This is a genomic window from Pseudolysinimonas kribbensis, from assembly GCF_030161895.1.
Lineage (GTDB): Bacteria > Actinomycetota > Actinomycetes > Actinomycetales > Microbacteriaceae > Pseudolysinimonas > Pseudolysinimonas kribbensis.
This window is the reverse complement of record NZ_BSVB01000001.1, coordinates 917,881-933,829: the sequence shown is the minus strand read 5'-3', so window position 1 is coordinate 933,829 and position 15,949 is coordinate 917,881. Positions and strand designations below refer to the sequence as shown.

Genomic DNA, 15,949 nt, shown 5'->3' with positions numbered 1-15,949 from the left:
TTTCATGAAGGCCGAACCTGTCTACCCCCTTCGGGGCCAGGTAGGCACGGAGCTCGCTGTAGTGCCCAGGGACGTTGTTTGATCTGGATGCCCTGATGTGACGAGAACCTCCTCGGCAAAGTGGAGCGGCTACTACTCGCTCTGGCCCAGGAGGTTCTCGTGTCTCACGGTGATGCGACCCTGACGCCGCGTCATCGGCTTCGTCTTGCTCGCCAGATCGTTGATGAGGGGTGGTCAGTCGCGGCGGACTTCTTCCGGGTGTCGTATCCGACCGCGGCGAAGTGGGCCAAACGCTATGTCGAGCTCGGCGCTGACGGGATGGCTGACCGATCGTCGCGTCCGCATTCGCATCCGAACAAGACTCCGCAGCCGGTGGAAGAAGATCGTGCATCTGTCGATCCGGAAGCGGCTGGGTCCGGTGCAGATTGCCGGACGGCTCGGGATGTGGCGTCAACCGTTCACGCGGTGCTGGTCCGTTGCCGCCTGAACCGGCTCTCGCATGTCGATGTGAAGGCCGGAGAACGGGCCCGCCGTTACAAGCACGAGTTGCCAGGTTCGTTGATACATGTCGATGTGAAGAAGCTCGGCATCATTCCCGATGGCGGCGGCTGGCGGGTCGTCGGCAAGCAGCAAGGCGACCGGAACCGGGGCGGCGACTCCGGGCAAGGCCTGCAGCAAGCATCGCGGTGTGCTGATGCGGCACGTATTCGTGCACACCGTCATCGAGGACCACTCCTGCGCCGCCTACGACGAGATCCACGACAACGAAACCGCAGCCACCGCGATCGGAGTCCTCCAACGAGCCGTGTCATGGTTCGCCGACCGCGGCATCACGGTCCAGAGGGTGCTGTCCGACAACGGCTCCGCCGACAAATCCCACGCCTGGCGCGACGCTTGCATGGGCCTCCACATCACCGCGAAAAGACCCGTCCCTATCGCCCGCAAACCAACGGCACGATCGAACGGTTCCACCGAACCCTCGCCGACGGCTGGGCCTTCAGCCGCCACTGCAACAAACGAATCAGCCCGCCGAGCCGCACTCCCAGCCTGGCTGCACTTCTACAATCACCACGACCCCCGCCACCGGCAAGCTCCCGCCCATCAGTAGACTCAACAACCTGCCTGGGCACTGCAGCTAGCCGAATTCGGCCATGATCCGGCGGATGTCGCCGGCATCGCCCCAGGTGCCGGGCGAGTCGTACGGCCGATCCGGGTAGGCGCCGAACTCGAGCGTGATCGGCAGCCGGTTGGTGTCGATGAAGCCCTGCACCGCGTCGGCCAGCGACATCGGATCGCCGGTGCAGCAGTTGATCGTGCCGGTCACCCCGGGCGCAGTGGCGGCCACGGCGATCTGGCGGCCGAGTTCGGCCACGTCGATGAAGTCGTAGAGGTTCTTGCCCGACGTGAACGGGAACGTCGTCTGCCCCCGGTCGACGGCTTCGAGGATGCGCGTGAAAATCGACTGGTTGTTCCGGTCATCGCCGTAGATGTAGTAGCAGCGCAGCCACTGCAGCTCGACACGGTCTCGCAACGCGATGTCGGTGGAACGGCGGAGCGCGTCCTTCGCGACCCCGTAGAGCGAGAGCGGGTTCGTCGGAGTGTCCGCCTGGATGGCTCCCTCCCAGTAGCCGACCTCGTGCATCGTGCCGAGAACGGCGATCCGTCCCACGCCCGAGTCGGCCAGCCCGGTCAGGAAGCGGAAGTGATCGGTGAGCCGCAGCAGGTGCGACGGCGCATTGTGGGTGAAGCCGTCCTGCCAGGCGAGATGGATGGCGGTCGCGGGTGCGGGGCTCCCGAGGTCGGCCAGCCGGAAATCCGGATCGAGCACGTCGGCGGCGACGACCGTCGCACGCGGGTCGACGTCGGCCCTCGAGCCGGGTCGCACGGTGGCGACGACCTGCGCACCGCGATCCAGCAGCGCTTTCACGACGTGACGTCCGACGTATCCGGCAGCGCCAGTCACCAGGACGGTGGTGGCAGACATGGTGCTCCTGATCGCTTGCGGCGGGCGGCGCAGCAATCCCGCAGGTGCGCCTCGCGTACGATCAGACTATCGATCGGCGTCGGCGCGCCCTCCTGTCGCCACAGCCCCCTCTCTTTGGAACCATGCATCTATGAGGACTGAGACGACGTTCCCGCCCGGAAGGCGACGCGTCCTCTTCTACCTCTTCTACGACGTGCGCGGTGTCGTCGACGACTACATCCCGTACAAGCTCGAGCGGTTGCGGCCCTTCGCCGATCACATCGTCGCGATCGTCAACGGGATCATCACCGCCGAGAGCCGCGGGCGACTCGCAGCCGTGACCGACGAGATCTTCCAGCGCGAGAACGTCGGGTTCGACGCCTGGGGCTACAAGGAGGCTCTTGACGCCTTCGGAGAGGATCGGCTCGCCGACTACGACGAGGTGCTGCTCGTTAACTACACCTGGTTCGGGCCGGTCCGCGATCTCGCGCCTCTCTTCACGCAGATGGATGGTCGCGAACTCGATTTCTGGGGGATCACCGACCATGGCGCGGTGGAGTCTCACCCGCGCAATCCACGCCTCGCGCTGCCGGTGCACATCCAGTCGCATTGGATCGCGGTCCGGCGCCGCATGGTCGCCTCCGATGCGTGGCGGCGCTACTGGCGCGACATGCCGCGCGTCGTGTCGTACGACGACTCGATCACGCGGCACGAGACCCGATTCACCCCTATTTCGCCGAGGCCGGGTTCACATGGGCAGTCGCCTACCCGCACGAGAACTACGCGGCCACCCCGCACCCCGCGTTCGACGCCGCCCTGCAGCTGCTGTCGGACGGCTGCCCCGTGCTCAAGCGCCGGCCCTTCTTCCACGATCCGCTCTATCTCGATCGGGAGGCGATCATCGGGCGCTTGCTGCTCCAGTCGGCGACCGCGGAGGGCTATCCGGCCGACCTGATCCTGCAGAACCTCGCCCACACGGCAGCGCCGAAGATCCTCAACACCTCTGCGTCGCTGCTCGAGATCCTTCCGGACCGGATGGACGGCTACGATCCCCGGAAGCCGTTCCGGATCGCCGCCGCCGTGCACGTCTACTACCTCGACCTCGCCGACGAGCTGCTCGACCGCCTGGAGATGCTGCCGTCGAGCTATGACCTGTACGTCACCACGAGCGACGAGGAGAAGGCCGAGACTCTGCGGGGAATCCTCGATCGCCGCGACGATGTGCGGAGGGACAGGACCGAGGTGCGGGTCGTTGGATCCAACGACGGCCGCGACATCAGCGCCCTCTTCGTCGGCCTGCGCGACGTCCTGATCGGTGGTCGCTACGACCTGATCGTGAAGGTCCACTCCAAGCGCTCGACGCAGGAGAAGGCGGCGGTGGGCGACTTCTTCCGAGCGCAGCAGCTGGATAATCTGCTCAAGTCGCCGGGCTATGCGGCGAACCTGCTGGGCCTGTTCCAGCGTGAGCGCGGGCTGGGTCTCGTCTTCCCTCCCACCGTGCACATCGGGTTCCCGACGCTCGGCGGCGCCTGGTTCACCAACAAGGATCGGGCGGCCGAACTGCTCGCCCGGCTCGACGTGCACATTCCGCTCGATGAGATCTCACCGCTTGCGCCGCTGGGATCGATGTACGTCTTCCGCCCGCAGGCTCTGCTGCCGTTGACCCGCATCGAGTGGACGTGGGACAACTACTCCGACCAGGGCTACGCGGATGGCGGCCTTGCGCACGTGCAGGAGCGGATCCCGGCGTATGTCGCCGGTGAAGGCGGGTACCACGCGCGCACGGTCGCCAATGCCGAGTACGCGGCGATCAGTCACACCTTTCTCGAGTACAAACTCGACCAGCTCAGCGCACCTGTGCAGGGGTACGCCATCGACGAGGTGGTGGACGCCCGGTTGCACGCGGACACCTACCGCCGGGTCGGGACCCGGCTCGGCTATCTCAAGGACTATCTCGTGCGCTACCACCCGTCGACGGTCCGGGCACTCGTCCGGCTCCGCAACGGGCTGCGATCGATGGCCGGTCGCTCGGTGCGAGAGACGACGGTGCGATGACGGCGACCCAGGCTGCGACCACCGAGCGGCCCGCCGCGGCTCGCCCGCGTCCGCGCGAGAAGACCCTCCTCGAGGTCCAGGCGCTCCGCGCGCTCGCCGTCCTGCTTGTCGTCGCTTACCACCTCTGGCCCGGCAGGATCGGCGGCGGGTTCATCGGCGTCGACGTGTTCTTCGTCATCTCGGGTTTCCTCATCACGGCGCACCTCCTGCGGGAGTACCAGCGCGACGGTCGGATCCGGATCACCGCCTTCTGGGGTCGCCGCATCCGCCGCCTGCTGCCGGCAGCGTTCCTCGTCCTCGCCGCGTGCGTCGTGGCGGCGTTCACCGTCCTTCCCGCCGTCGTGCGGGAGCAGACGCTTCGCCAGGTCGCCGGAGCGTCGGTCTACGTGCTCAACTGGCTCCTCGGGTTCGACTCGGTCGACTACCTGGCCCAGAACAATCAGGCCACGGTGGTCCAGCACTATTGGACGCTCTCGGTCGAGGAGCAGTTCTATGTCCTGTGGCCGATCCTCCTGATCCTCGCCGGGCTGCTTCTCACGCGCGTGTTCCGCGTCCGGGTCCGCCCGGCGACGTGGTTCGGCGTCCTCGCGTTCGCGGTGGTGATCGCCTCACTCGCCTACTCGATCTACTTCACGTTCGTCACGCCCGCGTTCGCGTACTTCTCGACGTTCACCCGTGCATGGGAATTCGCGGCCGGCGCGTGCCTCGCCGCCCTTGTCGCGCGACGGCCCGAGGCGCTGCATCGGCTGCGCGCAACGCCCGTGATCGGGTCGGGCCTGCTGACCGTCGTCGGCGGCCTCGTGATCCTCGTCTCCGCGTTCGTGCTCAATGGCCAGATGCCCTTCCCGGGATGGCTCGCCGCGATCCCCGTGGTGGGCACGCTTTTCGTGATCACGGGCGGCATGCCGCGGTGGCGCCCCGTGGCGGGCGTGGTCGCCTGGAGGCCGACGCAGTTCGTCGGCGACATCTCCTACTCGCTGTATCTGTGGCACTGGCCGATCGTGACCGCCCTCGTACTGGTGCTGGGACGCCGCCCGCACTGGTACGAAGGTCTCGTCATCCTCGCGGCGAGTCTCGTGCTCGCCACCCTCTCGAAGTACCTCGTGGAGGATCCGGTACGACTCAGTCGTCGTTTCTCTCGCCGAGTGCTCCCCGCATTCGTCTTCGCGGTGTGCGGCGGCCTGCTGTTCGGCTCGGTGGTGGTTGGAGATCGCGTCGTCTCGGCCCAGCAGCTCGTGGCGCATCAGGCGGTCATCACCCACGAGGTCAACGATGGCTCCGGGTGCTTCGGCGCGAACGCGCTGCTCGGCGACGGTCATTGTGCGAACACGTTCAAGCTCACGCCATCGGTGGACCTGAACGCCGCCAGCAAGGACCTCGACACGGCGCACTGGTGCCTCACCTGGTATGACAAGGACTGGTCCAGCTGCGTGTTCGGCGATCCGAAGGCGACCAAGGGGACGATGGCGGTCGTCGGAGACTCGCACGCGGCGGCGATGATCTCGGCGCTGAGCGACTACTACGCCCAGAAGGGCTGGAAGATCGTCAGCTACACCCGGTTCGGGTGTCCGGGCCTGTTCCAGACCATCCCCGCCGTGGAGGGACCGACTCTGGAGGATCAGCAGCAGTACTCGTGCCGGGTCTGGACCAAGCGGGTGCGTGACGAGCTTGCCTCGCGCACCGACATCACGAAGGTGCTGTTCCTGAACTTCACGAGCGGCTATCTCGTGCCGCAGCAGCACTACAGCCTGACCACGAACGACGTGGTGGAGACCTGGAAGCAGATCCTGGCCGAGGGCAAGTCGGTGTACGTGATCAAGGATTGGCCTCGCACAGTGGGCGAGAGCATCCCGGTGTGCCTGGCCTCGCATGTGGGAGAGACGGCGCCGTGCTCCGTACCGCGCTCACAGGGCATCGTGCCCACACCGGAGGACGCGGCGCTCCAGCAGCTCGGGTCCGCCGTGAAGAGCGTCGACATGAGCGACGCGTTCTGCGACGCCGCTCGCTGCTACTCGGTGATCGGCGGCGTCGTCGTCTACGCCGATGTCAACCACATCTCGGGGACGTACGCGCGCACGATCATGCCCTATCTCGGCAAGCGGCTCGGCATCTCCTGAGCCGCTTCGGATTCCACGCGAGGCCGCAGTGACGCACGCGCGGCCGCGTCAGCGCCGGCCGACCAGCCGTCGCGCCAGTCCGAAGACCGGGACGATGACCCGGCGTGTGATGCGATACGAGGACGAGGAGCGGATGTCGTCGAGCTCGGCACGGACGCGGCCGTAGTCGTCGACGACGTCGAAGTACCGCGTGCGCCACTCGTCGCGCTCGACCTCCAGCTCTCTTCGCTTCTCGCGTTCCAGGGTGACCCAGCGGATGAGAGACGAGCGCCTTCCGGGATGAACCGACTCCGCGAGGGCCGTCTCCAGCAGGGGCCGCACCAGTTCCGCCCGCGCCACAGCGCTGTGCTGCGCCACGACCACGTCGCGCAGTCGTGCGGCCCGTGCGCGCGTCGCCGCGGGGTCGGCCACGAGCTCGCCCACGATGCGCGCGAGATCCTCGGGGTCGCGATACACCGGCACCTCGTCGAGTCCCAGCTCGGCCAGGCCGTTCCCGGTGTTCGTCACGACCATCGCGCCGCAGGCGAGGGCGTCGAAAAGCCGGCTGTTCTGATTGCCGTAGCGCGCCGCCGAGTCGATGACGTCGTCGACGACGACGAGCCACCGCGAGTAGATGCCGGGCAGCGAGAAGTAGTCGACGGCATCCCGGTGGTCGATGCGGCCGCTCAGCCGGAGGTGCCGCGAGTTGGCGCCGAACCAGGTGACCGGGTTCTGCTCGGCGACGTGCTCCAGGGCGGCCGTCAGCCCCCGCTCCACCCCCAGAAGTTCGCCGTCGCCACGATCTCGGGGGCGCGTGAGTCCTCATCCGACGGGCGGAAGAGCTCGGTGTCGGTCGCGATCGGCACGACGTGCACGGGACCGTCGAAGCACTGCCGCATGCGCTGCGCCGACGCCTCGGAGCTGCACCAGATCTGCGAGAACTCGTCGAGGTAGGGCAGCTCCGCCCAATGGTCCGCCCAGTTGCGCACCCAGGCGATCGCCTTGGTGCGCGGACGGATCATGCCGGGAACGAACGACTCGATCATGACGATCGCGACGTCGACGTCGTCCGGCGACTCGTCGACCAACCGCGGCGTCGGCCACAGCGAGACGCCCCACCCGGCCGCGAGCAGCCCGCGCCCGAGACTCAGCGCGACGAACAGGTCGCCGCGACCGTCGGACAGCTCGTCGGTCGACACGCAGAACATGACGTTGCCGCGGTCACCGGCTCGGTGCTCTCCGTCGACGATCGACTGGTAGAGCTCGCGGGCGGCGTCGTCGAGCGGGAGATCCGACGACGGATCGCTGCGAAGGGGCATCGGCGCCGTCCTGCTCAACTGTGGGGGTGCTGCATGCTATCGCACGGCGCGACGGCGCACGGACATGGCTCGACGGGGATCGGCGAGCGCCCGATCGAAGGCGCTCAGGGTCGCATCGGCGGTCTTCTGCCATGTGAAGAGGGCCGTGCGGGCACGGCCGAGGGTCGAGAGCTCGGCGAGCCAGTCGGGCTCCGCGGCCGCCTTCAGCATGGCCGCGGCGATCGAGCGGTCGTCCGTCGGGTCGAAGTAGCCGACGGCCTCGCCGCCCACCTCGTGATAGACGGGGATGTCGGACATCAGCACGGGTAGCCCGACCAGCATCGCCTCGAGCGCCGGCAGGCAGAAGCCGTCGCAGTAGTTCGGCACCATCAGCGCGCTGGCGTGCTCGTACAGCCACTGGAGCTCGGTCTCGTCGACCCAGCCCTTCAGCTCGACGGCGTCCCCCACCCCGAGATCGTCGACCAGGGGACGCAGCGGGTCGTCGCCGCGGCTGCCGGTGATGATCAGACGGGGCCGCTGGTCGACCGGGATCGTCGCCATGGCTCGCACGAGGCCTGCGAAGTTCTTGTGGGGCAGCCGGTTGCCCACGGCCAGCAGCAGGTCGCGCTCGCGCGGTCCCGGATCGCCGGAGACCTGCACCGGCATCGTGCCGGCGAGCGGGATGACGTCGACGGCATCCCGCGGGAACCTCAGGTAGCGCCCGATGTCCTCCGCCGACGCGACGCTGTCGGTGAGGATCAGGGTCGCGTTGCTCGCCGCCCGCTTCTCGAGCCAGCGCATGGGGCGGGTGTAGAACGGCGTCGCCATCAGCTCCGGCGCGCGGAAGTACAGCATGTCGTGCATCGTGTAGACGGCGGGCATGCGCGAGCGCCACGGTCCGAGGGTCGCCGGCGCGTGGATGAGGTCGGCTCCGCGCCGCCGGGCGGCACGCGACACCATGAACAGCTCGGCGAACGCCCACGCGTAGCGGTTCTCGCCGCTGAACCCCGAGGAGATGACCTCGCCGGGGAACCAGCTGTGGTCGCGCTCCATGAACTCGGTGCTGCCGAAGCCGATGAACTCGTGGCCCGTGTCACGGCGGCCGAACTCCCGATAGAGCTCACGCGCGTACGTCTCCATACCGCCCTTCGTGCCGGTGTACGACATGAAGTTGACCAGAACGCGCGCCACGGATCAGCTCTTGTGGTCGATCGAGAGGATGCCGAGGAACATGCCGGCCATGATGGTCTGGGCGCCGAGGATCATCAGCAGCGCTCCCGGCACCGCGAGCCGGACGGTCTGCGCCGTGTCGAGGGCGCCGAAACCGGACGCGGCCCAGGCGATGAACTGCGCGACGGCGATGCCCAGCCCCACCACGAACGCGATCACGCCGACGAGCACGCTGCTCTCGACCGAGATGCGCTGGGCGATGGCCGAGAAGAGGCGGCTGCGCGGCAGAGCGAATCCCTCGCGCTGGCCGTACGCCTTGGTGAGGAACCAGAACACGACGCCCTGGTACCCGACGATCGCCAGCGCGGAGAGGTAGAGCTGACTCGAGACGTCCAGGCCCACACCGCCCACGGCGACCGGACCGAACAGGAGCGCCAGCGAGCCCACCACGCCGAGGATGAGGGCGACCATCCCGGGGTACAGGAACAGCCACTTGGGGCTGAAGATCAGCAGGAACCGCAGGTGCCGCCACCCGTCGCGCCAGCTGCGCAGGTGCGGCGGGCGGCTGCGCCCGTCCTTCTTGAGCGTCGTGGGGACCTCGCCGATGCGGAGCCCCGCGAGCGTCGACTTGACCACGAGCTCGCTCGCGAACTCCATGCCGGTGGTGCGCAGCCCGAGGTCGAGGATGGCGTCGCGATCGAAGCCGCGGAGGCCGCAGTGGAAGTCGCGGATCCTGCTGCGGAACAGCACGCGGCCGAGCCAGGAGAGCACCGGATTGCCCAGGTACCGGTGAAGGGGCGGCATGGCCCTGGGCGCGATGCCGCCGCGGAAGCGGTCGCCCATGACGAGCTTGTCGCCCGCGCGGAGCGCCTCGACGAACAGGTCGAGGTGCGCCAGGTCGTAGCTGTCGTCGGCGTCGCCCATGATCACGAACCGGCCGCGGGCGGCCTCGATGCCTCCCATGAGCGCGCTGCCGTAGCCCTTGCGCGGGATGTCGATGACGCGGGCGCCGTGATCGGCGGCGATGCGCTGCGATCCATCGGTGGACCCGTTGTCCGCCACGATCACCTCGCCCGCGACGCCGGAGCGCTCGAGATAGGAGCGCGCCTTGTCGACGCAGATCGCGAGCGTCTCCGCCTCGTTCAGGCACGGCATGACGATCGACAGTTCGAGCTGATCCGTCGCCATGTACCTGCTCCTCAGAGGTCCCGGGGCCGCAGCGGGCACACCATCTGCAACTATAATTCATGGGGTCCCGGCCCTCCGCCGGTTGGAGAGGAGGCCCGGATGTCGCTGCGCGAGGCGCTCAACGGCCACCGGAACTCGCTCGGCATCATCCGACTCGTGCTGGCGGCGTTCGTCATCCTCGACCACGCGTTCCCGCTGGGCGGGTGGGGCGAGGCGCCCTTCCTCGCGATGACCCGCCAGCAGCAGTCGCTCGGGGAGTGGCCGTGCTCGGCTTCTTCGCGATCAGCGGCTACCTGGTGACCAAGAGCGCCCAGTCCAGCGACGCGCTGCAGTTCGTCTGGCGCCGGTTCCTCCGGATCTTCCCCGGCTTCTGGGCGGTGCTCCTGGTCGGCGCCTTCATCGTCGGTCCGATCTACTGGATGCTCGAGGGGCACGCGCTCGGGGCCTACTTCGGCTTCGGCCCGGGAAGCCCGTGGGCCTACCTGTATACGAACGCTCTCTTGAACATCGGGCAGTACCAGATCTGGGACATCTGGTCGGCGACGACGCCGTACGGCCTGGCCGGCAACGGCGGGCCGATCAACGGCTCCATCTGGACTCTCGTGTACGAGTTCACGTGCTACCTGCTGATCGCCGGGCTCCTCTTCTTCCTGGTGCTCAAGCGCGCGAAGGTGCTCGTGCCGATCATTGCGGCGTGCTTCCTCCTGCTGCAGGTCGTCAACCTGCTGAGCGGCGAGGGCACCGGCTCCTCCGAGGCCGCCCGGATCGTGCCGTATCTGGGTTCGTACTGGCCGACGAACTTCGGCCTCATCTTCTTCCTGGGCGCCACCCTCGCCATCTATGCGGATCGGGTTCCGTACTCGAACTGGCTGGGGGCCGGCGCAGGCCTCGTGTCGCTCGTCACCCTGCGCTTCGGCGGCTTCAACACGCTCGGGTACTTCACGACGGCGTACTTCGTCCTGTTCCTCGCGGCGCGGCTGCCCAAATTGTTCCAGCGGGTGGGCGCGCGCAACGACTACTCCTACGGCGTCTACCTCTACGGGTGGATCATCGAGCAGGTGCTGGCGTATGCCGGTGTGAATCGCTGGGGCTATGTTCCCTACGTGTTCCTCTCCCTCGTCGGAGCCGGAGCCTGCGCCGTCGTGAGCTGGCACCTCGTCGAGAAGCAGGCGCTCAAGTTGAAAGACGTCGGCCCCGGGGTCGGCTTCGCCGGAATCGCGACCGCCGCCCGCTCCATGGCAAACCGCCGCCGACGGGAAGAGGGCGACCTGCCGGCATCGCAGCCCGTGGAGCCACGGGCGCAGCCCGCTGAGCCGCGGGAGACGTCGGCGTGAGCCCCGTGGCCGCGCGCCTGGCCGGACCCGCCCTCCTGCTCCTCGCCGCGACCGTGGTCTCCGGAGGATGCGGCTACCTGGTCGGTGCCCTCGTTCCGCTCCGAACCGGTGTCGGCGTCTACGCCGCGTTCGCGGCGCTGTGGTCGGTGCTGTTCTTCCTCGTCAGCGCCATCGGGGGATTGCAGCAGGAGCTGTCCCGCGCGACCACCCCGGCCTCCGGGCTCGTGGTCCCCCGGGCCGCCGGCCGTGGCCGTTCGCGCTGGTCTCCGCGCTCATCGTAGCCGTGGTGGTGTTCGCCTCGGCGTCGCTCTGGGGCGCGCTGCTGCCGGGTGGCGTGAGCGTCGTCGTCGTCGTCGCGGTCGCCCTCGGTGTCGCCTTCTACGCCGTCGTGGCGGTCGTCTGCGGCGCGCTCTACGGTGTGCAGAGCTGGCGACCGCTCGCCGCGATGATCGGGCTCGACGGCGCGCTGCGATTGGCGGGGGTCGCGATCGTGCTCGCCGCCGGGGGCGGGATCGGGCCGCTCGCGGTGGCGCTCGTGGTGCCCTTCCCGCTCGCCCTCGTGCTTGTCGTGCCCCTGGTGCGCGTGCGGTTGCGCACGGCCGTGGTGGACGTGACGACGGCGCGGCTGGGGTGGAACGGGCTGCGACTGATCGCGACCGCGGCGGCGACCGGGATGCTGGTGAGCGGCGCGGTGCTGGTGATCCGGATCGGCATCCCCGATATTCGCGCGCACGACTTCGCGCCGCTGGCTCTCGCCCTGACGCTCACGCGGGCGCCGCTGGTGATCCCGGCGCTGGCACTCCAGAGCTATCTCATCGTCCTGTTCCGCGAGCGCGGTGCCGCCCGCGCGCTCCCCTGGAGCGGTCTCGTGTTCGGCGCCGCCGTCGCGATCGCGGCTCTGGTCGCCCTCGTCGGCCCGCCGGTGATCCGCTGGATCTTCGGCCCGGCCTATGCCATCGATCCCGTCACCCTCGGCCTCATCGTCGGAAGCTCAGGGGCCTCGCCGCACTCATCGTCGTGGGTGCTGCGCTCGTGGCGCGCGGTCGGCACGGATTCACGACCATCGCCTGGCTTGTCGCGGTAGCCGTGACCTTCGTCCTGATGCCCGTGCCCCTCGCGCATGGCACCGCGGTTGGAGTCGCGTTCGGCGGCGGAGCGATCGCCGGATTCGTGGCCGGGTGCGTCCTGCTAGTCGTCGCGGGGCGGCGCGCGGCCGCCGAGGTGCGGGCATGACCCGCGTCTCGGTCGCGATGGCGACGTTCGATGGCGCACGATTCGTCGAGGCGCAGGTACGCAGCATCCTCGACCAATCGCGGGCGCCCGACGAGGTCGTCGTCGGCGATGACGGATCGCGCGACGGCACTCTCGACCTCGTGCGGCGCATGGTCGATGAGCACGGCGGCAGCGCGATGCTGCGGATTCTGAGCCCGGGCGATCGCCTGGGCGTGGCCGGCAACTTCGCGCGGGTGCTCGATGCGGTGTCGGGCGAAATTGTGGTGTTGGCCGATCAGGACGATGTCTGGCGCTCCGACCGCATCGCCGTCGCGCTCGACGCGCTCGCCGATCGCGCCGCCTCCCTGGTCTTCGGGGACGCAGACCTCATCGACGGCGAGGGGGCGGTGCAGCCCGAGACGCTCTTCGGCACGCTTCCCGTGCATCAATCGGAGTTGCAGAGAGTGGACGCGGGGGACGCGTTCGGCGTACTCCTTCGTCGCAACATCGTGACGGGTGCAACCGTCGCGGTGCGCCGTTCTCTCATCGAGAGCGCCCTGCCGATCCCGCCCGAGTGGCTCCACGACGAATGGCTCGCGATCTGGGCGGCGGCGTTCGGCGGGGTGCGGCGGACGCCCGAGCGCCTCGTCGGCTACCGCCTTCACGGAGCCAACGTCATCGGAGTGTCCGCACCCACGCTCACGCGTCGGATCCGTCGCGTGCTCGAGCCCCGCGGGGAGCGCACCCGGACGCTGGCCCTTCGCTCCGCCGCCCTGGCGGCGCGGCTGGCGGCGGCTGGCGCCGATCCGGAGCGTGTGCGTGGCGCCGAGGGCAAGGCGCGGTTCGAGGCGGCGCGCGCGGAGCTGCGGCCGGCCCGGCTCCTGCGGCCCCCGGCGTCATCCGGATCGCCGCGACAGGGGATTACGCGCGTTTCGCGAGCCAGGGGTCGCTCGACATGGTTCGCGATCTGCTGCAGCCGGCTCTTTAGGTGGTCGGCCGACGCAGCGCGGTGCGCCAGGACAGCTCCTGCGAAGCCTTCAGACAGCAGATCACGAAGCACATCCACGCGAACTCGGTGAGGATCGAGCTCTCGGCCAGCGACAGCACGCCGAGCGCGATCATGATGGCAGCCGGCCACGCGTAGACGACACTGCGACGGCGTCCGGCGAGAAGCCAGGAGCGGGAGAAGGTCAGGCCGACCATCCCGGCGAAGAGCACGAGGCCGATGATGCCGAGCTGGAACCACACGTCGACGAATGCGTTCAGCGCGGTGTTGGTCGGTCGCGAGGCGCTGTCGAGCGTGCTGAAGGGTGCGATCTGGGTCTGCCACTGGCCGATCCATCCTGTGCCCTGCAGCGCGGTGCCCTGCGTGCCCATGGCGGCGACGATGCGCTGCCACAGCTCGAGGCGGAAGTTGAGCACCCCCGATGCGTTGAACAGCCGGACGATGGGTCCGCGTAGGAACCAGGCTGCGATGAGGGCGACGATGGTCAGGCCCAGGATGATGAGCTGCAGCATCCGCCGGCGCTCGACCGGAACACGACGCACGACGTAGATGAGCGCCGCAGCGACCGCGACCACGACCGTCGCCCCCGCGACGATCGGCGAGAACGTGAAGACGATGCATGCCGTCGCGACGGTGAGCGACAGGATCGAGATGCCGCGGCGCACGGACTGGGTTCGCAGCTCGGTGGCGAAAGTGATCGCGGCGACGACGGCGAGCAGTCCGAGCTGGTCGCGCGCCGAGGTCAGGGCCGCGATCGGCTGGAGGAGGGCGATGCCGCCTTTGGCCCCGAGCGCCGGAATCGGCGCGTTGATCACGATGCCCGACAGCACCTCGAGCACGAGCGAGCCGACGAGCACGACGCGGAGGACATCGCCGAAGGCACGCACGATCTGAATGGTGTCGCGCGACAACGCGATGTAGAGCCCGACGAGGGTGAACGCGAGCAGGTAGGCGAGTCCGCCGACGGTCGCCCACTGATACTGGCTCCAGACAAGGGAGCAGGTCGCCCAGACGAGATAGGCGAGCAGCGAGATCGGCAACAGGCCCCGCCACTCGAGGTGCTCACGTCGGGCGACGAAGGAGGTGCCCATCAGCCCGAGCAATGTGACGAGCGCGGCGATGAGCCCCGGCCATCCGATGAGCTGCTGCAACGGGAAGACCAGCGCGGCGAGCGCGATGCCCGTCGTCGCCAGAGCCTGGGCCATCCGCGGCGACGCCAAGAGCTCGACGAGGGGATGAGACTCCGCGCGGGTGCTCATCGGCCCACCGGCACGGGATCGCGCGGCGCGGTCCGAGCGGACTCGTGGCGAGCGGTGAGCACGCTGCAGATGACGAGCAGGGCGAACCCGATCTCGATGAGCATCCGGCTCTCGGCGATGCTGTGGACGAGCAGCAGCACGAGCACCAGGAGAGGAAGACATCGACGACGTCGCCGACCGGGCGGCTGCGGATGGCGAGCGCCCACGAACGCACCAACGTGGCGAGCACGAACAGACCGAAGACGACGAGGCCGATGACCCCGAGCTGGAGGAGGACGTCAAGCCACGCGTCGTGCGCCTGCGAGTACTGCACGCCCTTGATCGTGAAGGCGGGATCGTCGAAGGGGGAATGGTCGGCACCCAGTAGCTGATCCACCCCCACCCGGCGGCCGGGCGCTGCGCTGCGTAGTGCAGGACGGTCTGCCAGATGTGGGTGCGGCCGGTGAGCGTGTCCGACTTGCCGAGCACCTCGAGGAGTGGCCCGTGGGCCAGCACCGCCACGGCCCCGCCGAGGACGACCGCGGTCGCCCCCCGAGGTAGGTCACTCGTCGGGCTCGCCCGGTCGTGCGCCGCAGGATGATGAGGAACGCCCCCACGAGGAGCACCGCCGCCGCGGCGACGAGCACCGTGCCCGACCGGGTGAGCGCGAGCACGCCGATCGCGATGATGATCCAGAACCCCAGCCAGAAGCGCGACGCGGAGCGGGCGGCGAACTGGATCGCGAACACGAGGAGCGCGAGGAGCGCGGCGAACGCCAGCAGATTGGCGTTGCCGACGATCCCCTGGATGCGCCCGCCCGAGAGCAGCAGGTCGCGCGACCAGTAGAACGCGGCCGGGATCCTGTGCACGTCGGCGTAGTCGATCCCGGGGGCCGGGAACAGCGGCAGAACGTGCCGGCGGATGACGAGCGAGACGACGAGCTCGAACACGAGGGAGAGGGCGAGGATCCAGCGCAGGGCGGACCCGAGGCAGCGCAACAGCGTGCGCAGGTCGAACGCGGCACCGAGAAAGATACCGAAGGTCGTGGTGACGAGGGTGGCGACGACCGCGACCGCCGTCCAGCCCTGGTAGGCCGACCAGGCGACCGAGACCAGGATCAGCGCGAGGAACGCGAGGAGGGTCACGGGCATCCGGCGGACGTCGAACCGCTCCCGCACCAGCTCGATCACGGCGAGCACGAGGAGCACCGCGACGATCGCGCCCCACCCCCACCAGCTCAGCAGGAATCGCCAGAAGTCGCCGGCGGCGAGGGTGAAGAAGCCGAGGGTGGCGAGGAGGCGGCGATACAGCGAGACCTCGGGCATGACGCAAGGCTACTGATGGCACACCTCTCGGGCACCGGTGCGCGCCCCTGCTGGGGGTACCGTG

15 protein-coding genes and 2 pseudogenes are annotated in these 15,949 nt (G+C 68.8%); 9 read left to right on the top strand and 8 right to left on the bottom strand.

The features are described 5' to 3' along the window. Positions 1-159: 159 nt before the first annotated feature. Positions 160-1,139 (top strand): annotated as a pseudogene (locus QQK35_RS05175) (IS481 family transposase). Here the strand turns inward: QQK35_RS05175 and QQK35_RS05170 are convergent. Next, complete coding sequence (locus QQK35_RS05170; RefSeq protein WP_284253235.1) at positions 1,136-1,984, bottom strand: NAD-dependent epimerase/dehydratase family protein; 849 nt, start codon at positions 1,982-1,984, stop codon at positions 1,136-1,138. The pseudogene QQK35_RS05175 and the gene QQK35_RS05170 sit on opposite strands and share 4 nt — an antisense overlap. On the opposite strand from QQK35_RS05170, the pseudogene QQK35_RS05165 reads away from it, so the two are divergent. The 3 genes and pseudogenes from QQK35_RS05165 to QQK35_RS05155 form a co-directional block, all read left to right on the top strand. Then, positions 1,983-2,678, top strand: a pseudogene (locus tag QQK35_RS05165) (rhamnan synthesis F family protein); the annotation flags it as partial. The gene QQK35_RS05170 and the pseudogene QQK35_RS05165 overlap by 2 nt on opposite strands. Next, positions 2,612-4,018 carry a rhamnan synthesis F family protein gene (locus QQK35_RS05160; protein WP_284253233.1) on the top strand — a complete coding sequence of 469 codons (1,407 nt, stop codon included), beginning with the start codon at positions 2,612-2,614 and terminating at the stop codon, positions 4,016-4,018. The pseudogene QQK35_RS05165 and the gene QQK35_RS05160, both read left to right, overlap by 67 nt. Further along, positions 4,015-6,135, top strand: coding sequence for an acyltransferase family protein (locus tag QQK35_RS05155; protein WP_284253232.1), 2,121 nt, complete (start codon positions 4,015-4,017; stop codon positions 6,133-6,135). Before QQK35_RS05160 ends, QQK35_RS05155 begins: the two co-directional genes overlap by 4 nt. Before the next feature lie 48 nt (positions 6,136-6,183). Here the strand turns inward: QQK35_RS05155 and QQK35_RS05150 are convergent, their stop codons facing one another. Genes QQK35_RS05150 through QQK35_RS05135 form a run of 4 tightly spaced genes read right to left on the bottom strand, consistent with a single transcriptional unit; the run spans position 6,184 to position 9,770 of the window. Beyond that, the gene (locus tag QQK35_RS05150; RefSeq protein WP_284253231.1) at positions 6,184-6,891 is read right to left on the bottom strand and encodes a glycosyltransferase family protein; all 708 of its coding nucleotides are present in this window, start codon (positions 6,889-6,891) and stop codon (positions 6,184-6,186) included. After that, positions 6,876-7,433, bottom strand: a complete 558-nt coding sequence (locus QQK35_RS05145; RefSeq protein WP_284253230.1) for a hypothetical protein — start codon at positions 7,431-7,433, stop codon at positions 6,876-6,878. The genes QQK35_RS05150 and QQK35_RS05145 overlap by 16 nt, the downstream gene beginning before the upstream one ends. 36 nt (positions 7,434-7,469) lie before the next feature. After that, positions 7,470-8,603: a glycosyltransferase family 4 protein gene (locus QQK35_RS05140; RefSeq protein ID WP_284253228.1), complete on the bottom strand. Its 1,134-nt coding sequence runs from the start codon at positions 8,601-8,603 to the stop codon at positions 7,470-7,472. Positions 8,604-8,606: 3 nt separating this feature from the next. Beyond that, entirely contained in the window at positions 8,607-9,770 is a 1,164-nt protein-coding gene (locus QQK35_RS05135) for a glycosyltransferase family 2 protein (RefSeq protein ID WP_284253227.1), read from the bottom strand. Between the two features lie 99 nt (positions 9,771-9,869). On the opposite strand from QQK35_RS05135, the gene QQK35_RS05130 reads away from it, so the two are divergent. The 5 genes from QQK35_RS05130 (at position 9,870) to QQK35_RS05110 (ending at position 13,395) form a co-directional block, all read left to right on the top strand. Beyond that, positions 9,870-10,070: a hypothetical protein gene (locus QQK35_RS05130; protein ID WP_284253226.1), complete on the top strand. Its 201-nt coding sequence runs from the start codon at positions 9,870-9,872 to the stop codon at positions 10,068-10,070. After that, positions 10,034-11,104 carry an acyltransferase family protein gene (locus QQK35_RS05125; RefSeq protein WP_284253225.1) on the top strand — a complete coding sequence of 357 codons (1,071 nt, stop codon included), beginning with the start codon at positions 10,034-10,036 and terminating at the stop codon, positions 11,102-11,104. The genes QQK35_RS05130 and QQK35_RS05125 overlap by 37 nt, the downstream gene beginning before the upstream one ends. Next, positions 11,101-11,385, top strand: a complete 285-nt coding sequence (locus tag QQK35_RS05120) for a hypothetical protein (protein ID WP_284253224.1) — start codon at positions 11,101-11,103, stop codon at positions 11,383-11,385. The genes QQK35_RS05125 and QQK35_RS05120 overlap by 4 nt, the downstream gene beginning before the upstream one ends. 2 nt (positions 11,386-11,387) lie before the next feature. Continuing rightward, entirely contained in the window at positions 11,388-12,188 is an 801-nt protein-coding gene (locus QQK35_RS05115; protein ID WP_284253223.1) for a hypothetical protein, read from the top strand. A gap of 145 nt (positions 12,189-12,333) precedes the next feature. Then, entirely contained in the window at positions 12,334-13,395 is a 1,062-nt protein-coding gene (locus tag QQK35_RS05110) for a glycosyltransferase (RefSeq protein ID WP_284253222.1), read from the top strand. On the opposite strand, the gene QQK35_RS05105 is transcribed toward QQK35_RS05110, so the two are convergent. The 3 genes from QQK35_RS05105 to QQK35_RS05095 all read right to left on the bottom strand — a co-directional run bounded on the left by QQK35_RS05105 (position 13,301) and on the right by QQK35_RS05095 (position 15,885). After that, positions 13,301-14,581 carry an O-antigen ligase family protein gene (locus QQK35_RS05105; protein WP_284253221.1) on the bottom strand — a complete coding sequence of 427 codons (1,281 nt, stop codon included), beginning with the start codon at positions 14,579-14,581 and terminating at the stop codon, positions 13,301-13,303. The two genes, QQK35_RS05110 and QQK35_RS05105, sit on opposite strands and share 95 nt — an antisense overlap. Then, on the bottom strand, positions 14,578-14,721 hold the full coding sequence (locus tag QQK35_RS05100; RefSeq protein ID WP_284253220.1) for a hypothetical protein: 144 nt from the start codon (positions 14,719-14,721) through the stop codon (positions 14,578-14,580). The genes QQK35_RS05105 and QQK35_RS05100 overlap by 4 nt, the downstream gene beginning before the upstream one ends. A 138-nt stretch (positions 14,722-14,859) precedes the next feature. Further along, positions 14,860-15,885 carry a hypothetical protein gene (locus QQK35_RS05095; protein ID WP_284253219.1) on the bottom strand — a complete coding sequence of 342 codons (1,026 nt, stop codon included), beginning with the start codon at positions 15,883-15,885 and terminating at the stop codon, positions 14,860-14,862. Positions 15,886-15,949: the final 64 nt, after the last annotated feature.